The organism is Pseudomonas sp. Marseille-QA0332 (genome assembly GCF_054950175.1).
On record NZ_CM143106.1, the window covers coordinates 3,512,302 to 3,529,534 of the forward strand.

The window sequence follows — 17,233 nt, forward strand, 5'->3', positions numbered from 1 at the left end:
CAGAACTGACAGCCAGAGCGAATGGGCTACGCTGTTGGAGGGTATCGATCAACCAAGGGAGGGTCATACATGCTCGCGCAACTACCACCCGCTTTGCAGAGTCTTCACCTGCCGCTGCGCCTGAAACTGTGGGACGGCAATCAGTTCGATCTCGGGCCGAGCCCGCAGGTGACCATTCTGGTCAAGGAACCGCAGCTGATCAGCCAGCTCACCCACCCAAGCATGGACGAGCTCGGCGAAGCGTTCGTCGAGGGCAAGTTCGAGCTCGAAGGTGATATTGGCGAGGCCATCAGGGTCTGCGACGAGCTCAGCGAGGCGCTGCTCAAGGACGAACAGCAAACGCCACCGCAGCGTACGGCCCATGACAAGGACACCGATGCCGAGGCCATTTCCTATCACTACGATGTATCCAACGAGTTCTACCAGCTTTGGCTCGACGAAGACATGGCGTACTCGTGCGCCTATTTCAAGGAGCCGGACAATACCCTGGACGAAGCCCAACAGAACAAGTTCGATCATCTGTGCCGCAAGCTGCGGCTCCAGGCCGGTGACTACCTGCTGGACGTCGGTTGCGGCTGGGGCGGCCTGGCGCGTTTCGCCGCGCGTGAGTATGGCGCCAAGGTGTTCGGCATCACCTTGAGCAAGGAGCAGTTGAAGCTGGGACGCCAGCGCGTGGCCGAGGAGGGGCTCGAGGACCAGGTCGACCTGCGCATTCTCGACTACCGTGACCTGCCCGAGGACGGTCGCTTCGACAAGGTGGTCAGCGTCGGCATGTTCGAACACGTGGGGCATGCCAATCTTGCGTTGTATTGCCAGAAGTTGTTCGCGGCGGTGCGTGAAGGTGGGCTGGTCATGAACCATGGCATCACGGCCAAGCACGTCGATGGCCGCCCGGTCGGGCGTGGCGCTGGCGAGTTCATCGACCGCTATGTGTTTCCGCACGGCGAATTGCCGCATCTGTCGATGATCTCTGCGCGTATCTGCGAAGCAGGCCTGGAGGTCGTCGACGTGGAAAGCTTGCGTCTGCATTATGCGCAGACCCTCACGCATTGGAGCGAGCGCCTGGAGCACCAGTTGCATAGGGCTGCTGCCTTGGTGCCGGAGAAAACCTTGCGTATCTGGCGACTGTATCTGGCTGGCTGTGCCTATGGGTTCAGCAAAGGCTGGATCAATCTGCACCAGATACTGGCCGTCAAACCTTATGCCGACGGGCATCATGACCTGCCCTGGACACGCGAGGACCTGTACCGCTGAGCTTCACAGAATGGGCGAAATCAGCCGGGCGATACGCATCGCGAGATGTTGCAGACGATGCGTATCGCGGCTTTCGCCGGCGCTGATCTGCCTGGCCTGTGCGAAATCCTCGAGCAGCATCGCCTCTACCTGCTCGGCGAAATGCCTGTCGACGGTGAGCAGCATGACCTCGAAGTTCAGGCGGAACGAACGGTTGTCCAGGTTGGCGCTGCCAATGGCGCTGACCTCATCATCCACCAGCACGACTTTCTGGTGCAGGAAACCGGGCTGGTAGCGATAGACCTTGACCCCTGCGCGCACCGCTTCGAACGCGAACAGGCTCGAAGCGGCATAGACGACTCGGTGGTCGGGCCGAGAGGGTATCAGGATCCTGACATCGACGCCTCTGAGCACCGCCAGGCGCAACGCTGCGGTAATGGCTTCGTCCGGGATGAAGTAGGGGCTGGTGATCCATATCCGCTGGCTGGCCGAATGGATGGCATCGAGGAAAAACAGCGAACAGGTTTCCTGCGGGTCGGCCGGGCCGGTGGCGAGGAGCTGGCAAAGCATGCCGTTTTCGGGATAGCTGTCGGGCAGTATCAAAGGCGGCAAGGTTCGCGTCGCCCAGTACCAATCTTCGGCGAACGACTCCTGCAAGCATGCCAGTACCGGTCCGCTCACCTGGACATGGGTATCGCGCCATGGCGAAAGGGTCTTGTGACGACCCAGGTATTCGTCACCGACATTGTGCCCACCGACGAAGCCTACCAAGCCATCGACCACCACGATCTTGCGGTGGTTACGGAAGTTGACCTGAAAGCGGTTGAGCAAACCACGACGCGTGGCGAAGGCATGGATCTGAACGCCTGCGTCACGCAGAGCCTGGCCATAGCGAGCGGGTAGGGCGTGACTGCCGACACCGTCGTAGAGCACGTAGACACGTACCCCTTCACTTGCCTTTCTGATCAGCAATCGCTGTAGCCGGCGACCAATGTCGTCATCGTGGATGATGAAGAACTGCACCAGGACCGTGTCCTTGGCTTCGTCGATCGCTTCGAGGATTGCCGCGAAGGTGGCCTCGCCGTTTACCAGCAGCCGCACGTCATTGTTCGCCAGACAGGGCATGTGGCCAAGCCTGGCCGTGGCGCGAAGTGCCAGATGGGGCGCGGCTTCCTTGGCGCTCAGTACTTCTTCCACCCAGGCTCGCCAATTGAGCCCGGCCATGGCAACGTGCATTTCCTGGTTGGCCTGGCGCCTGGCAAGAATATAGGCGTAGAAAGACCGTGATCCGAAGATCAGGTACGGAATCAGGGTCAGGTAGGGCATGAAGAACAGGGACATCGCCCAGGCAATGGCCCCTTGTGCCGTCCGTACGGTGAACAACGCGTGCATTGCCGCCACGATGCCGAGCAAGTGGATCAGGCCAACCAGATAACCGAAAAAATAAGGGCTGTGGTAATCCATACAGATGCTGCATTCCGTTGACTCCATCGGCTAACAGACCACGTACCGCACGTGCAGTGCAACCCAATCGGCATAATGTCGTCTAACGCTTGGCTGGCCAAGAGCCGGTGTCAATGGAGCGCTACTATGAAGAATCGTCTGTCTTGCATCGCTGTGCTGGCCATTCTGGCCAGCCCTCTGGCGCATGCGCAAATGCTGCAGCCTGGCTTATGGGAACTCACTACCAGCAACATGCAGGTGGATGGCAAGCCGCTCCCCGACATGGAGTTCATGCTCGGCCAGTTGAAGAATCTGCCACCAGAACAACGGGAGATGATGGAAGGCATGTTGGCCAAGCAAGGAGTTACCCTTGCCGGCAAAGGCGTGCGCTCGTGCCTGACTGCCGAGCAGGTGAACACCAACGATATCCCGCTTCAGGACCCCCAGTCAGGCTGTACCCAGAAGATAACCGAGCGTAACGGTAACGTTTGGAAGTTCCAGTTCAGCTGTCCCAAGGCCCAGGGCAACGGTCAGGCGACCTTCCTCAGCGATCGGGAATTCCTGACCACGGTCAGTGGCACGTTCAACGCTTCGGGTGTGCAGCAACAAGGAAGCATGAATACCCGAGCGGTCTGGCTGGGTCAGGATTGCGGAACGGTACGCCCACGCCAGTAATTCACCACTGCCAACGGCTGATCGCCACTGCATCGTGAGCATGCAGGCTTTCGGCATGCTCTACGCGTACTTCGAAGCCGCTCAGCCAGTCGAGCCGCGCCAGGGCATGATGCAAGCGGCGTGCGGCGTCCTCGCAAAACATCAGGTTCTGACCGTTGGCCAGGGCGAAGGCCTGTTCATCGGCGCGTTTAACCGCGGTCTGAACCGCTGTGCCCAATGCAGTCTCAGCGCAATCGATCAGCGCCACAAGCGGAAACTCGGTTGCTCGGCTCGGACGAACCCCAATACGCGCCTTGCTGCGTTGGCTATGAGGCGTGGCAACGATTCCCTGCTGGCTTCCCAACCATTTCATCACCTGCGCTGCCTGGACGGCAGGTTCCGAGAAATCCGCCTCGAACTGACGTTGTATCAGCTGCCGGGCCAAGGCCGCCGAACAGGGACAAGTCGATGAATAAGGAATCTCCACGAATAGTTCCACGTGGAACATTCCTCTTTCCAGGCGAGCTTCCAGCGTGACGGGGTACAGTTTCCAACCACTGAGCGCACTTACCAGTGCCTCACGCTTGATCAGCTGATCGAACTTGAGCCGTATATAAGCACAGGACGACAAGCCCGCATGACTTTCCAGAAATCGCTCGAGCAGCAGGCGCAGCGCTGCCGGGTTCAGCTCCATGTGCTCAAGGGTTCCTAGCGCCAGATACAGACGCGACATGTGGATGCCCCTGGCTTCGCCAGCATCCAGGCTGACCCCCACATCGACGAGGGCCGTTGTCCGCTGCCCGCCTGACTGGACAGGCAGGGCAATACCACACATGCCTACCCAGTCCAGCGACAGGGTTTGCAGGCTGGTCTGTATCGCGATATCGGGAAGAGTCATGCTGGGCATGGAAGGTCCGTATGTGCAAGGTGATGGCTGATTGGCTTGCTCCTTTCATGCTGGAAAGCGCACGAATATCAAAAGGCAGCTTGGCGAGATTGTATTGTTATAATATAACGTATTGCAATCGCATCACGTCGAATGCGTCGCCGAATGAGGATCCGTCATGGACAACCGCCTTCCCGTCACCGTCTTGTCCGGCTTCCTTGGAGCTGGCAAGAGCACATTGCTGAACCATGTCCTGCGCAATCGCGAAAACCTGCGTGTGGCGGTCATCGTCAATGACATGAGTGAAATCAACATCGATGCCAGCGAGGTCCAGCGCAACGTCAGTCTCAATCGTGCCGAGGAAAAGCTGGTCGAAATGAGCAACGGCTGCATTTGCTGCACCTTGAGGGAAGACCTGCTCGAAGAAGTCGCACGACTGGCCAGCGAAAAACGGTTCGATTACCTGCTGATCGAATCCACCGGCATTTCCGAACCTCTGCCGGTGGCAGAAACATTCACCTTCCGTGACGAACTCGGACGTAGCCTGTCCGACCTGGCTCGCCTGGATACCATGGTCACGGTGGTCGACGGGTTGAATTTCCTGCGCGACTACGAGGCTGCCGATAGCCTGGCGACGCGCGGCGAAACCATGGGCGAAGAGGACGAACGTTCGATCAGCGACCTGTTGATCGAGCAAGTGGAGTTCGCCGATGTCATCCTGGTCAGCAAGATCGACCTGATCAGCCAGCATGAACGTGAAGAGCTGAGCGCAATACTGCGAAGCCTCAATGCCCGGGCCCGTATCGTGCCCATGGTCATGGGCCAGGTCGCGCTGGCGGATATCATCGATACAGGCCTGTTCGACTTCGAGCTTGCTGCCCAGGCACCCGGCTGGCTGCAAGAGCTGCGCGGTGAACACGTCGCCGAAACCGAAACCTACGCCATCGCCGCGACCGTCTGGCAGGCTCGGCGGCCCTTGCATCCGCAGCGCTTCTTCGACTTGATCAACCGGCCCTGGAGCAATGGCCGGCTACTGCGTTCCAAGGGGTTCTTCTGGTTGGCCAGCAAATACCAGGAGGCCGGCAGCTGGTCCCAGGCAGGCGGAATGATTCGTCATGGCCTGGCTGGTCGCTGGTGGCATTTCGTGCCGAGGCACCAGTGGCCCGAAGATGCCGAGAGCACCGCAGCCATCCTCGAGCATTGGACGGCCGAGCAGGGGGATTGCCGACAGGAGCTGGTGTTCATTGGCCAGCGCATCGACTTCGAGCGTCTGCATGCCGAACTCGACGAGTGCCTGCTTACCGATGAGGAAATGCAAATGGGCCCGATGGGCTGGCTGCGGCTGCCGGATCCTTTTGGTGCCTGGCACGAGGAGGCGGCGGCATGAGGCCGCTCCACGGCAGCTGCCGACGGCAGGTCCTGGACGACTCGCCGCAGGTACTCGCCCAGGCCCTGGAAGACGACGTCAACCTTGCGGTGTGGCACCGACGGCTGCCTGCGCAGATCGAGGACTTCTCCAACCTGGTCCTAGGGCTGGAGCATTGTCTATCGGACGACCGCATCATCGAGGTGAGCGACGAGCGGGCGCCGGTGCTCGACGGCCTGTTCGGCACTGCCGCAGACGTCCATGGCTATGAAGCTTTCATTGCCGACGTGACTTGGCTAGTGGCGGCCTTCACCTGCCTGCTCGATGCCCGCCGGGTCGGCGTGCGGATTCGCGTACTGGAAAGCTCGATGTGTCCACGCTTTCATGTCGACCACGTGCCGTTGCGGCTGCTCACGACCTACAGCGGTGATGGCAGCCAATGGCTGGCCGCCCCCCAGCCCGAGCAGAACGGCGGCGCCGTGAGCGCGGAGCTCGAGATGGAACAGGTCAACTGCTTGCAGGTAGGTGACGTGGCGTTGCTCAAGGGCGAGAGATGGATAGGCAATGAAGGCCACGGGCTGGTGCATCGTTCGCCACCTTCTCGTCCTGGAGCACGTCGGCTGTTGCTGAGCCTTGACTGGCTGGGCTGACCCGTCATAGTTGGAAGCGACTACCTTGCGGAAAATCTGTTTCGGCCATGCTCCAGCATATTCCAACCCATGTCATCGCAGGCCCCCTGGGTGCGGGAAAGACCAGTCTCATCCTGCACCTGCTCGGCCAACGTCCCGCCAATGAGCGCTGGGCTGTCCTGGTCAACGAGTTCGGCCAGATCGGCCTCGATGCAGCCTTGCTGACCAACCAGGACCAGGCGATCACCATCACCGAGGTTGCCGGCGGTTGTCTATGCTGCGTGAATGGGGCGCCGTTCCAGGTGGCGCTAGGGCGCCTGTTACGTAGCGCCAGGCCTCACCGGCTGTTCATTGAGCCGTCTGGCCTCGGCCATCCTCTGCAGTTGCTTGCTCAGTTGCACGGCCACGCATGGCGCGGGGTGCTCGACATCCAGCCGCTGACGATGGTCCTGGACGCCACTGGCCTGGCGGCGAGTCGGACTTTTCCACAGGCACAACGACAGGCGCTCGCAGCGGCCGGATTGCTGGTGATCAACAAAGCCTCGCTTGTGGATGAAGCTCACAGACTGTTGATAACCCACGACCTGCCCGAACTACCACGTTTATGGACCGATCAGGGCAGGGTGGAACTGGGCCAACTGCCGACTACTTCTTCAGGTATAAGTAATTCGTTATATGTGGATAAACAGGCACCTGAATTAGCGGCCGCGCCTTTGCCCACGCTATGGCAAAGCCCTCTGGAACCCATCCGAGTGAGCCGAGCGGATGAGCAGGGCTGGAGTATCGGTTGGCGCTGGCACCCTGCTCGAAGGTTTTCCACAAGCCGTCTGGAGGATTTTCTCGGCTCCTTCGGCTGGCTACGCGCCAAGATGGTTATCCACAGTACGGAAGGGTGGTGCAGCTTCAACGCAGTCGTGCACCAAGCCGCTGGCTGGAGGAACAGCGAATGGCGAAAGGATTCGCGTATCGAACTGATCTTCGAATATCCACAGCTTCAGGCCGAACTTGATGAGGCTCTGAGAAAATGCCTTGTGGATAACTGATTCAGCTACGCCAGCGATCATGCTCCTGGCGCCACTGCTTCATTTCGATAACGTTATCCACAGAGTGCCGTTCGGGCGTTTCGAAAGGATAGGGCGCCAGTTCGATCTGCACGACATGGGAGCCGAACTGGGTCGCGGTGCCTGGATGGCGTTGCTCACCGGTGACAGTGAATTCGAAGTCATAGATGCGTGCCAGGCGGCGTCTGCCGTTGGCGTCGTGAACGAAGCCAATGCGCTTGAAAGCGATGGTATCGTCGAGCAATTCGAGATCGAGCTTGGCACAGTGTCGCTTGACGCGCTCCACGGCTTTTTCGCGCAGTCCATGGTTATGCCAGAGCCAGGCACCTGCCGTGGCCAATACCATCAGACCGAACAGGTTCTCCAGGGTCAACATTTGCATATGCTCCATACAGGTCGGCTCAGCTTAACTGGCTTGCCGCCCTGTCGTACAGGTGACGATCAGGTTCATACTGCGCTGGCGCGCTAGTCCCCAATACCCTGGAATCCGCATGAAACGTACGCCTCGATTGCTTTGCATCCAACCCAGCGCCGTATCCGGACATGCTGGCAACAGTGCTGCGGTGTTGCCCATGCAACGCCTCGGCGTGAATGTCTGGCCGCTCGATACGGCTCAATTGCCCCACTGCGCCGGGCATGACCAATGGGCAGGTGAGGTATTGTCATCAGTCGAGGTGTCAGCCCTGCTGCAAACACTCGAGGCGCTGGGCGAACTGGGCGATTGCGATGCGCTGCTGTCCGGCCGGTTGGCCAGCGCCGAGCAAGGCAGGGTCGTCCTGGCTGGCGTGCAACGGCTCAAGTCGGTCAATCCCAAGGCTTTGTACCTTTGCGATCCGGGCATCGGACGTGTGCTGGCAGGCGGCGCGGTCACCAGCGAACTGAAGGACTTCTTGCATGAGCAAGCCGTGACGCACGCGGATATCCTTTGCCTGGATCCGTTCGAACTGGAAGATTTCTCCGGTCGGCCTGCCGGCACCCTGGCCGATTGCCTGAGCATGGCGCGCAGCTTGCTGGCGCGTGGTCCGAAGGCCGTGCTGATCAAGCGTCTTTGCTATGCAGAACAGGCGGCCGACGCGATCGAGATGCTGCTGGTCAGCCAGGCGGCAAGCTGGCACCTGCAAAGGCCCTTGCTGGCGTTTCCTCGCCAGCCTGCTGGTGTCGGTGAGCTGACAGCCGGGCTTTTCCTCGCGCGTGTCCTGCTCGGCGATGACTGGCCGCAAGCCCTCGAGTTCACTGCCGCTGCCGTGCATGAAGTCCTGCTGGAAACACAAGCCTGTGCCAGTTGCGAGCTGCAACTGGTACGCGCGCAGGATCGCATCGCTCATCCACGGGTGCGCTACGAAGCCCGGCGGCTGGACGATTAGGCAAGGCGAAAACAGGCGAGCAAGCGCGGTTTGCGGTCTGCAAATGAGCATTCCGAGCCTGTTTTCAATGCGGCAGGGTCGTCGCGCAGCCAGCTTTCGTACGAAGCCTAGAAGCCGTCGCTCTTCAAGTCCTGATAGCGTTTCTCCAGCTCCTGGCGAATCTGCCGGCGCTGCTGGCCTTGCAGGAAACGGCGCTTTTCTTCGCTGGTCTGCGGCTGGCGGGGCGGTACCGGTACAGGCCGCCTGTTGTCATCGACCGCCACCATGGTGAAGAAGCAGCTGTTGGAATGGCGTACCGAGCGTTGGCGGATGTTCTCCGTCACGACCTTGATGCCCACTTCCATGGAGGTATTGCCGGTATAGTTGACCGATGCCAGGAAGGTCACCAGTTCGCCCACGTGCACAGGCTCTCGAAAAACCACCTGGTCGACGGACAAGGTGACCACGTAGGTGCCAGCGTAACGGCTGGCACAGGCATAAGCCACTTCGTCGAGATACTTGAGCAAGGTGCCGCCATGGACATTGCCGGAAAAATTGGCCATGTCCGGGGTCATCAGGACGGTCATCGACAGTTGGGCGTTTCCTGGTTCCATCTTGTGCTCGCGGTTCGGTTGCGCTGAAACGGGGCGGGTATTCGAGAACATTGCTGTCTTTCCCCCATGAATTTTTCTGCATCGCCATCAGCGACGGCGACGAGTGCGATATCGACGGCTCGGGTAGGTCACCGACGTGCCTGAAACGTCGATCTGTTTCTACATATTGCACCAGCTATTCGCAGAGGGTGGCGATGTTACCCTGAGTACGCCCATGCAAGGTGGGCTTTCCTATATTCAAAACAGACTGTACTTGCTGCTTGCCCAGCGTCCGACCGCTGGAAAGGCGGTTGTCCCGTGCATCGAAAACAAGGAGTACCCAGCGCCATGCATGCCATCAGCTTCATCCAGGACCTGGCAGTGATCATGCTGGTGGCGGGGGTGGTCACCGTGCTGTTCCACCGTTTCAAGCAGCCGGTGGTGCTTGGCTACATCGTGGCTGGCTTCATCATTGGTCCGCATACCCCGCCGTTCGGCCTCATCCATGATGAACAGACAATCAAGACCCTTGCCGAACTGGGGGTGATCTTCCTGATGTTCTGTCTGGGGCTGGAGTTCAGCCTGCGCAAGCTGTTCAAGGTGGGCGCAACCGCTTTCATCGCGGCCTTCCTGGAAATCGTCCTGATGATCTGGATAGGTTTCGAGATCGGCCGCTGGTTCGGCTGGAGCACGATGGACTCGCTGTTCCTCGGTGCGATCCTGGCGATTTCCTCGACGACCATCATCGTCAAGGCGCTCAACGACTTGAAGATGAAGAACGAACGGTTCGCCCAGCTCATCTTCGGCGTGCTCATCGTCGAGGACATCCTGGGTATCGGCATCATCGCCTTGCTGTCCGGCATCGCCGTCAGCGGCACGGTCAGCTCTGGCGAAGTGTTCTCCACGGTCGGCAAGTTGTCGCTGTTCATGATCGTCGCCCTGGTCGTCGGAATCCTGCTGGTACCTCGACTGCTCGCCTATGTGGCGAAGTTCGAAAGCAACGAAATGCTGTTGATCACGGTGCTGGGCCTGTGCTTTGGCTTCTGCCTGCTGGTGGTCAAGCTCGAGTACAGCATGGTTCTCGGTGCCTTCCTGATCGGTGCAATCATGGCCGAATCCCGTCAGTTGCTGAAGATCGAAAGCCTTATCGAACCGGTGCGCGACCTGTTCAGCGCAATCTTCTTCGTGGCCATCGGCCTGATGATCGACCCGCGGGTGCTGGTCGACTATGCCTGGCCGATCGCCGTGATCACCTTGGCGGTGGTACTGGGCAAGATGCTGTCGTGCGGCATGGGGGCGTTCATCGCCGGCAATGACGGTCGTACGTCCCTGCGTGTGGGCATGGGCCTTTCGCAGATTGGCGAATTTTCCTTCATCATCGCTGCGCTGGGCATGACCTTGCAGGTCACCAGCGATTTTCTCTATCCGGTAGCGGTGGCCGTATCGGCCATCACCACGCTGTTGACCCCTTACCTGATCCGCGCAGCGGACCCACTGTCGCTCAAGCTTGGCAAGGTGGTCCCAGGACGCCTGGCCAGGGTGTTCTCGCTCTATGGGGAATGGTTGAGAAGCATCCAGCCGCAAGGTGAGGGCGCGATGCTGGCCGCCATGATCCGCAGGATCCTCCTGCAGGTCGGGGTCAACCTGGCGCTGGTCATCGCCATCTTCTTCAGTGGAAGCTACTTCGCCAGCCGACTGGGCAACTACCTGAGCGAATGGGTAAGCGACATCGGTCAGCAGAAAGCCTTGATCTGGGGAGCGGCGTTACTGGTCTCGCTGCCTTTCCTCATCGCCGCCTATCGCAAGCTCAAGGCGCTGTCGATGCTGCTGGCGGAGATGGGCGTCAAGCCCGAAATGGCCGGGCGTCATACGCATCGTGTACGAAGAGTGATCGCTGAAGTCATCCCGCTGCTGTCGCTGCTGGTGATCTTCCTGCTGCTGTCTGCGCTATCGGCGAGCATCCTGCCGACCAGCGAGCTGCTGCTGATCATCGCCGTGGTGGCGGCAATCGTCGTGGCACTGCTCTGGCGCTGGTTCATACGAGTACATACCCGCATGCAGGTCGCGTTGCTGGAGACCCTGGACAACCACGGCGATCATTCCCACTGAGCGGTCAGCCTTGCTCCGGAACGACCGGAACAAGGTATTGCCGGGCGTCTGGCCGAAGGGGTGGAAAGAGCTCGGTGGTCGATTGCTGGGACGGGGCGCGCTCAGCTTTCCAACCAGACGTCCCGCGCCCAGGTCCACACGGATTCCCAGCTATCCTCGGTAACGATTTCTTCCTCCCCAGACCAGAGCACCACGGTGCCGTCTTCCTCGACACAGTAGTAGTCGTCGCCATCCTGGCAGAGCGGGATGAGCTCGCGCGGGACACCGGCGTCCCAGGCGTTCGCGGCGACATCCGGCAGATAGGTGTGGGATTGCGGATCGGTGACGGTGACCGGCTCGAGACTGCCATAGACCACGTCGCTGACGGTCAGCAGAAATTCCCTGAACACGAATGGAATGTTGATGAACAGCTGTTCCTCGATTTCGACCAGCAGTTCTTCATCCGGCAACTCCAGAGGCACGGGAACCGGTTCGTTGGCTTCACGGAGTTGTTCGATCACTTCTTCCACGGTTCATATCCTCTGAACTTGATTACGACGCTGCGCGTTATACCCTAGTAGTGCGCTCTGGCAAAAGCAAAAACCCCGGGAAGGCCCGGGGTTCTTGTACAAGGAAGCGAATCAGCCGTTCTGGCGAATGCCGGCCAGCAGCCAGGGCTGGTTGTCGCCCAGGGAGCGCTCCATATGCCAGCTTTCGCTGAAGGCTTCACCCTGGTCGAAGCGCGAGGTCTTGGAGACGCCGCGGAAGGTCAGGGTAGCGACGGTCCTGTCGCTGCGCTCCTCGACGCCGTCGAGCTGCACATCCAGGTTGTCGATGTAGGTCGACTGGAAGCCGTCGCCCAGGTCCGCACGTTCGCGCTTGAGGAATTCGAGCATCTGCGGCGTCACGAACTCGGCGATCTTGTCCATCTCGTTGGCATCCCAGTGCTGCTGCAGCGACTGGAAGTGGGTGCGGGCAGCGGACAGGAAGCTCTGCTCGTTGAACCACGCTGGCGCGTTGATCGGACGGGCGGCTGCCGAGGCCGAAGCGCTACCGAACATCGACGGCTGCTGTGCCGCCTGGCCGTGGGCTTCACGCTGGTACGGCGCATGGCCGGCGGCGGCCACCTGCGGCTGCTGCTGGCGTCGACGCGCGGCGATGAAACGGAAGACCAGGAAGGCGACCAGGCCGATCAGCAGGAAGTCGAGGATCTGCATGCCTTCGAAGCCGTCACCCATGAACATCGAAGCCAGCAGGCCACCGGCGGCGATACCGGCCAGTGGGCCCAGCCAGCGAGAAGCACCGCTGGCCGCGGCCGGAGCCCGGCCTGGAGCGGTCGGCGCGGCGGCCGGTGCGGTCGGCGCAGCCTGGCGGGTGTGGTGAATCGGCGCGGCGCCGGAGCTCTTGCCGCCACCGAAGCGCTTGGCGTTGGCGTCCAGGCTCAGCGTCAGGCCGACGCACAACGCCAGGATGATGCTAAGAAAACGTTGCATAAAAGGGATTTCCCATTTGGTTGATTGCACGCGCGTCATGGTGCCCAGGTTGTTGGGCTCATGACCAGCACCATAATGTTTCGAGCTTTTGCCTGGCAATGTCAGAAGCGTATTCACCAAGCTGTAAGCCGTTTTTGCGCCATCTATGGGAAAAGGCCACAAATGGCGTAGGAAAGTTCAGAGAGCTTCAAGCTTGGCGTAACCGAGCATCAACCACTTGCTCCCCTCGGCAAAGCTGACCTGGACTCGTGCCTGGGCACCGGAGCCTTCGAAATTGAGGATCGTTCCCTCCCCGAAAACCGAATGCCGGACACGCTGGCCGAGGGTGAAGGCGGTCTGTGGAATGCTGGCATTGGCGAACAGGCTGCTGGCCTGGGCCTGGGCAGTGCCGAAGGGCCGGCTGACCGAGTTCGACAGACGGACTTCCTGGACCAGCCCAGGAGGAATCTCGCGCACGAAGCGAGACACCTTGTTGTAGGTTTCGCTGCCGTACAAGCGACGGGTCTCGGCATAGGTCATCACCAGCTGGCGCATCGCCCGGGTGATCCCTACATAGGCCAGGCGACGCTCTTCCTCGAGCCGGCCGGGCTCCTCCAGGCTCATCTTGTGCGGGAACAGCCCTTCTTCCAGACCTACCAGGAATACATGATGGAATTCCAGGCCCTTGGCGCTGTGCAAGGTCATCAGCTGGATACTGTCCTCATGTTCCTCGGCCTGGGTATCACCGGCTTCCAGGGAGGCGTGCCCGAGGAATGCCGAGAGCAGTGACAGCTCTGCATCGTCCTCGCTGGCCTCGAAGTTGCGCGCGGCGCTGACCAGCTCCTCGAGGTTCTCGATCCTGGCCTGGCCTTTCTCGCCTTTTTCCTGCTGATGGTAGGGAATCAGGCCGGACTGCTCGATCACGGTCTGGGTCATCAGGTGCAGCGGCAGCTCGGCCACCTTGACCGCCAGCTCCTCGATCAGCTCGATGAAGGCGCCAAGCGCGCCCGCTGCCCGTCCCTTGAGGGCCTTGTTGGCCAGCAACCGACGCATCGCTTCCCACATCGAAAGCTGGCTGTGACGGGCATGCTCGCGAATCGCCTCGACAGTCTTTTCGCCGATGCCACGTGGTGGCACGTTGATGACCCGTTCCAGTGCCGCGTCGTTGCCGCGCCCTTCGATCAGGCGCAGGTAGGCCATGGCATTCTTGATTTCCGCTCGCTCGAAGAAGCGCTGGCCACCATAGATGCGATACGGAATGCGCTCGCGCAGCAAGGCTTCTTCCAGGACCCGCGACTGGGCGTTGGAGCGGTAGAGAATGGCGATCTCGTTGCGTGCCGTGCCTTGCTTGAGAATCCCCTCGATGGTTTCGACCACGTAGCGGGCTTCGTCGTGCTCGTTGTAGGCGGCGTACAGGCTCAACGGCTCGCCGTCGCCGACATCGGTCCACAACTCCTTGCCGAGCCGGCCGCTGTTGTTGGCGATCAGTGCGTTGGCGGCCTTGAGGATGCCTGCGGTGGAACGGTAGTTCTGTTCGAGACGGATCAGTTGCGCGTCGGGGAAGTCGGCGGTGTACTGGTGAATGTTCTCGATCTTGGCGCCACGCCAGCCATAGATCGACTGGTCATCGTCACCCACGGCCATCAGGCTCTCGCCACCAGCCGCCAGCAGGCGCAGCCAGGCGTACTGTACGGCGTTGGTATCCTGGAACTCATCCACCAGCAGGTGCCGGAAGCGCTTCTGATAGTGCTCGAGCAAGCCAGGCCGGTCGCGCCACAGGTCAAGCGCCCGCAGCAGCAACTCGGAAAAGTCGATGACGCCGGCGCGCGCGCAGGCCGCCTCGTAGGCTTCATAAATGGTGCGCATGGTGCCGAGGAAAAGATCCCCGCCGGGCTGGATATGATTCGGGCGCAGCCCTTCGTCCTTCTGCCCATTGATGAACCACTGGGCCTGGCGTGCGGGCCAGCGTTGCTCGTCCAGGCCCAGCTCGCGGATTACCCGCTTGACCAGTCGCTGCTGGTCGTCGCCATCGAGGATCTGGAAGTTCTGCACCAGCCCCGCTTCCTGCCAGTGGGCGCGTAGCAGACGGTGAGCCAGGCCATGGAAGGTGCCCACCCACATGCCCGCCGGATTGATGCCCAGCAGCTGCTCGATCCGGTGGCGCATCTCGGCCGCGGCCTTGTTGGTGAAGGTCACCGACAGAATCGAATGCGGCGAGGCCCGCTCCACCTGGATCAGCCAGGCGATGCGGTGCACCAGCACCCGGGTCTTGCCGGAGCCGGCGCCTGCAAGCACCAGCTGGCGCCCGAGCGTGGCCGCGACGGCCTGGCGTTGGGCATCGTTGAGGGAATTGAGCAGGAGGGAGAGGTCGTCTGTATGCATCCGGCCATTCTAGGGGGCGGCCGGTCCAGGGGCAAACGCCTACTGTACGAATGTTCACCCCCGAGTGCTGCCATTCATCGGTGGGGGCGGCAACTAACTACAAGCTACAAACTGTCCCGAGTAGGTGTCACATCTATCGTCTAGCAGCTTGCGGCTAGTTGCCATGCATGGGTCAGTGGGTCTCTTCGATTTCCTTGATGGTCGAGAGCAGACGGCCTTCATGGAATATGGTCACCCACGGCACATGGCGATGATCGCCTGGCAATTCGAAGCGAACCGATTTTTCGGTAACCACCTGCAAGTGAATGCCGTCGAGTTCTCTGGAGGTCAATTCCAGAGCCAGGGCAAAGGACTTGTCCTGTATGGCGCGCATGCTCAGCACGGGTTCGATGCCGGGGTTCGCTACGACTACCGTCCCGGTTATGCGCAGGCAAGGCCCTTGTGGGCTGGGCATGAGGTCGTTTTGTGCATACCAGTCTTTGGTTTCGATGATCATGAGGGTCACTCCTGTCAGAACGGGCAGCGCGGTATGCGCTGCACGCGAGCAAGTGTCTTGCCTGCGAAACCGCGCTGGCAGGATGAAGTGGTTCAGCCGTGCCAATGCCTGCCATGCCTGGTCAGCAGGCTGTTGGCCTGGTCGGGCCCGTTGTTGCCGGCAGCATAATGGCGGGGGGCCTGGAAATGCTCTTGCCAACCTTCGATGATCGGGTCGATCCAGGCCCATGCCGCTTCCACTTCGTCACGCCGCATGAACAGCGTCGAGTCGCCCTCCAGGATATCCAGCAGCAAGCGTTCGTAAGCCTCCCAGCGCCGCGCCTGGCCGAACACCTGGGCCAGGTTCAGGTCCAGGTCCACAGGCTCCAGGCCCATGCCCTTGCCAGGACGCTTGCCCATCATGCGCAGGCTGATGCGCTCGTCCGGTTGCAGCTGTATCAGCAGCTGGTTGACCTGAGCGCCGTCGAACAACTCATGCGGTACCGGCTTGAACTGGATGACGATCTGCGACGAGCGCCGCGCCATGCGCTTGCCGGTGCGCAGGAAGAAGGGCACGCCAGCCCAGCGCCAGTTGTCGATGTGGGCGTGCACGGCAACGAAGGTCTCGGTGTCGCTATCGTTGTCCACGTCTTTTTCGAAATAGTAGGCCGGCACCTCCTGGCCGCCGATCCTGCCGGCAGCGTACTGGCCGCGGACGGTCTTGTCCTGCACGTCCTGGCCGGTGATCGGCCGTAGTGCCCGCAGGATCTTGACCTTCTCGTCACGTACCGCTTCGGCTTCGAACTGCGCCGGCGGCTCCATGGCAACCAGGCACAGCAGCTGGAGCAGGTGATTCTGCAGCATGTCGCGGATGGCGCCAGCGCGATCATAGTAGGCTCCGCGGTTTTCCACGCCCAATGTCTCGCAGACGCTGATCTGCACATGGTCGACCTGGCTGTTGCGCCAGGCCGGCTCCAGCAGGGCATTGGCGAAACGCAGGGCCATCAGGTTCTGCACCGCCTCCTTGCCCAGGTAGTGGTCGATGCGGAACACCTGGCTTTCCTGGAACACCGCGCCAATCGCTTCGTTGATGCCGGTGGCCGAGCTCAGGGAGTGACCGATCGGTTTCTCCAGGACGATGCGCGCTTCCCCGTCGGCCAGGCCGGCAATGCGCAAGTGGCTGGCGATGGCGACGAACAGATGAGGAGAGGTTGCCAGGTAGTAGATGCGCGTCAGGCCGCCCGGCTCGCCGAGAAAGCGCGCCAGCCGGGCGAAATCGGCGCCCTGCGAAGCGTCCATGGCCAGGTAGTCCAAACGCGCGCTAAAGCGCGCCCATACGGCATCCTGGAAATCCTGGCGGGCAATCTGCGCGCGGCAGCGCCGCTCCGCGAGCGCTACGAAATCGTTACGGCTCATGTTGCGTCTGGCCAGGGCAATGATGCGCACGGCGTTGTGCAGGCGCCCGTCGCGATACAGGTGGTAGAGCGCCGGGAGCAACTTGTGCAGCGCCAGGTCACCTGTGCCGCCGAACACCACGATATCGCATGGAATGGTCAAAGGCTGCGTTCTCCCACTGGTTTGACTGGGCGGTTCGCCGGTCATGTAGTAT

16 protein-coding genes are annotated in these 17,233 nt (G+C 60.9%); 7 read left to right on the forward strand and 9 right to left on the reverse strand.

The features are described 5' to 3' along the window. Window positions 1-69: 69 nt before the first annotated feature. Window positions 70-1,254, forward strand: a complete 1,185-nt coding sequence (cfaB, locus tag ACY8GK_RS16195) for a C17 cyclopropane fatty acid synthase CfaB (RefSeq protein WP_196175335.1) — start codon at window positions 70-72, stop codon at window positions 1,252-1,254. 3 nt (window positions 1,255-1,257) lie between these two features. On the opposite strand, the gene cls is transcribed toward cfaB, so the two are convergent. Continuing rightward, a complete protein-coding gene (gene cls, locus ACY8GK_RS16200; protein WP_462401639.1) occupies window positions 1,258-2,697 on the reverse strand; it encodes a cardiolipin synthase in 1,440 nt (479 codons plus the stop codon). Window positions 2,698-2,823: 126 nt separating this feature from the next. Here cls and ACY8GK_RS16205 point away from each other — a divergent pair, with 126 nt between their 5' ends. Further along, on the forward strand, window positions 2,824-3,351 hold the full coding sequence (locus tag ACY8GK_RS16205) for a DUF3617 domain-containing protein (RefSeq protein ID WP_462401640.1): 528 nt from the start codon (window positions 2,824-2,826) through the stop codon (window positions 3,349-3,351). 1 nt (window position 3,352) lies between these two features. On the opposite strand, the gene folE2 is transcribed toward ACY8GK_RS16205, so the two are convergent. Continuing rightward, a complete protein-coding gene (gene folE2, locus ACY8GK_RS16210) occupies window positions 3,353-4,237 on the reverse strand; it encodes a GTP cyclohydrolase FolE2 (protein ID WP_196175329.1) in 885 nt (294 codons plus the stop codon). Window positions 4,238-4,394: 157 nt separating this feature from the next. Between folE2 and zigA the strand changes: the two genes are divergently transcribed. Genes zigA through ACY8GK_RS16225 form a run of 3 tightly spaced genes read left to right on the forward strand, consistent with a single transcriptional unit; the run spans window position 4,395 to window position 7,254 of the window. Then, on the forward strand, window positions 4,395-5,603 hold the full coding sequence (zigA, locus tag ACY8GK_RS16215) for a zinc metallochaperone GTPase ZigA (protein WP_462401641.1): 1,209 nt from the start codon (window positions 4,395-4,397) through the stop codon (window positions 5,601-5,603). After that, window positions 5,600-6,232, forward strand: a complete 633-nt coding sequence (locus ACY8GK_RS16220) for a DUF1826 domain-containing protein (protein WP_196175325.1) — start codon at window positions 5,600-5,602, stop codon at window positions 6,230-6,232. Before zigA ends, ACY8GK_RS16220 begins: the two co-directional genes overlap by 4 nt. 47 nt (window positions 6,233-6,279) lie before the next feature. After that, window positions 6,280-7,254: a CobW family GTP-binding protein gene (locus tag ACY8GK_RS16225; RefSeq protein ID WP_462401642.1), complete on the forward strand. Its 975-nt coding sequence runs from the start codon at window positions 6,280-6,282 to the stop codon at window positions 7,252-7,254. Window position 7,255: 1 nt separating this feature from the next. Here ACY8GK_RS16225 and ACY8GK_RS16230 read toward each other — a convergent pair whose 3' ends face one another. Further along, window positions 7,256-7,648, reverse strand: coding sequence for a DUF3301 domain-containing protein (locus tag ACY8GK_RS16230; RefSeq protein ID WP_196175322.1), 393 nt, complete (start codon window positions 7,646-7,648; stop codon window positions 7,256-7,258). Window positions 7,649-7,763: 115 nt separating this feature from the next. On the opposite strand from ACY8GK_RS16230, the gene pdxY reads away from it, so the two are divergent. Then, window positions 7,764-8,636 (forward strand): pyridoxal kinase PdxY, encoded by an 873-nt coding sequence (gene pdxY / locus ACY8GK_RS16235; RefSeq protein ID WP_196175320.1) that lies wholly within the window; start codon window positions 7,764-7,766, stop codon window positions 8,634-8,636. A gap of 107 nt (window positions 8,637-8,743) precedes the next feature. On the opposite strand, the gene ACY8GK_RS16240 is transcribed toward pdxY, so the two are convergent. Beyond that, window positions 8,744-9,229, reverse strand: coding sequence for an acyl-CoA thioesterase (locus ACY8GK_RS16240; RefSeq protein WP_230375398.1), 486 nt, complete (start codon window positions 9,227-9,229; stop codon window positions 8,744-8,746). Window positions 9,230-9,556: 327 nt separating this feature from the next. Between ACY8GK_RS16240 and ACY8GK_RS16245 the strand changes: the two genes are divergently transcribed. Next, window positions 9,557-11,317, forward strand: a complete 1,761-nt coding sequence (locus tag ACY8GK_RS16245) for a cation:proton antiporter (RefSeq protein WP_196175317.1) — start codon at window positions 9,557-9,559, stop codon at window positions 11,315-11,317. Between the two features lie 101 nt (window positions 11,318-11,418). Here ACY8GK_RS16245 and ACY8GK_RS16250 read toward each other — a convergent pair whose 3' ends face one another. The 5 genes from ACY8GK_RS16250 to zwf all read right to left on the reverse strand — a co-directional run bounded on the left by ACY8GK_RS16250 (window position 11,419) and on the right by zwf (window position 17,181). After that, the gene (locus tag ACY8GK_RS16250) at window positions 11,419-11,826 is read right to left on the reverse strand and encodes an SMI1/KNR4 family protein (protein ID WP_196175315.1); all 408 of its coding nucleotides are present in this window, start codon (window positions 11,824-11,826) and stop codon (window positions 11,419-11,421) included. 111 nt (window positions 11,827-11,937) lie between these two features. After that, window positions 11,938-12,789, reverse strand: a complete 852-nt coding sequence (locus ACY8GK_RS16255) for a Tim44 domain-containing protein (RefSeq protein ID WP_196175313.1) — start codon at window positions 12,787-12,789, stop codon at window positions 11,938-11,940. A 177-nt stretch (window positions 12,790-12,966) separates the two neighbouring features. Next, on the reverse strand, window positions 12,967-15,150 hold the full coding sequence (gene uvrD / locus ACY8GK_RS16260) for a DNA helicase II (RefSeq protein WP_462401643.1): 2,184 nt from the start codon (window positions 15,148-15,150) through the stop codon (window positions 12,967-12,969). Window positions 15,151-15,322: 172 nt separating this feature from the next. Beyond that, window positions 15,323-15,646 (reverse strand): hypothetical protein, encoded by a 324-nt coding sequence (locus tag ACY8GK_RS16265; RefSeq protein ID WP_462401644.1) that lies wholly within the window; start codon window positions 15,644-15,646, stop codon window positions 15,323-15,325. Window positions 15,647-15,738: 92 nt separating this feature from the next. After that, complete coding sequence (gene zwf / locus ACY8GK_RS16270; protein ID WP_462401645.1) at window positions 15,739-17,181, reverse strand: glucose-6-phosphate dehydrogenase; 1,443 nt, start codon at window positions 17,179-17,181, stop codon at window positions 15,739-15,741. Window positions 17,182-17,233: the final 52 nt, after the last annotated feature.

What these genes read in the sequence shown, in the direction of transcription:
- ACY8GK_RS16265 (WP_462401644.1), bottom strand. Translation starts at nt 15,646, where the DNA reads ATGATCATCGAAACCAAAGACTGGTATGCACAAAACGACCTCATGCCC.
- ACY8GK_RS16205 (WP_462401640.1), top strand. Translation starts at nt 2,824, where the DNA reads ATGAAGAATCGTCTGTCTTGCATCGCTGTGCTGGCCATTCTGGCCAGC.
- zigA (WP_462401641.1), top strand. Translation starts at nt 4,395, where the DNA reads ATGGACAACCGCCTTCCCGTCACCGTCTTGTCCGGCTTCCTTGGAGCT.
- pdxY (WP_196175320.1), top strand. Translation starts at nt 7,764, where the DNA reads ATGAAACGTACGCCTCGATTGCTTTGCATCCAACCCAGCGCCGTATCC.
- folE2 (WP_196175329.1), bottom strand. Translation starts at nt 4,237, where the DNA reads ATGCCCAGCATGACTCTTCCCGATATCGCGATACAGACCAGCCTGCAA.
- cfaB (WP_196175335.1), top strand. Translation starts at nt 70, where the DNA reads ATGCTCGCGCAACTACCACCCGCTTTGCAGAGTCTTCACCTGCCGCTG.
- ACY8GK_RS16230 (WP_196175322.1), bottom strand. Translation starts at nt 7,648, where the DNA reads ATGTTGACCCTGGAGAACCTGTTCGGTCTGATGGTATTGGCCACGGCA.
- ACY8GK_RS16245 (WP_196175317.1), top strand. Translation starts at nt 9,557, where the DNA reads ATGCATGCCATCAGCTTCATCCAGGACCTGGCAGTGATCATGCTGGTG.
- uvrD (WP_462401643.1), bottom strand. Translation starts at nt 15,150, where the DNA reads ATGCATACAGACGACCTCTCCCTCCTGCTCAATTCCCTCAACGATGCC.
- ACY8GK_RS16225 (WP_462401642.1), top strand. Translation starts at nt 6,280, where the DNA reads ATGCTCCAGCATATTCCAACCCATGTCATCGCAGGCCCCCTGGGTGCG.
- ACY8GK_RS16220 (WP_196175325.1), top strand. Translation starts at nt 5,600, where the DNA reads ATGAGGCCGCTCCACGGCAGCTGCCGACGGCAGGTCCTGGACGACTCG.
- ACY8GK_RS16240 (WP_230375398.1), bottom strand. Translation starts at nt 9,229, where the DNA reads ATGGAACCAGGAAACGCCCAACTGTCGATGACCGTCCTGATGACCCCG.
- cls (WP_462401639.1), bottom strand. Translation starts at nt 2,697, where the DNA reads ATGGATTACCACAGCCCTTATTTTTTCGGTTATCTGGTTGGCCTGATC.
- ACY8GK_RS16255 (WP_196175313.1), bottom strand. Translation starts at nt 12,789, where the DNA reads ATGCAACGTTTTCTTAGCATCATCCTGGCGTTGTGCGTCGGCCTGACG.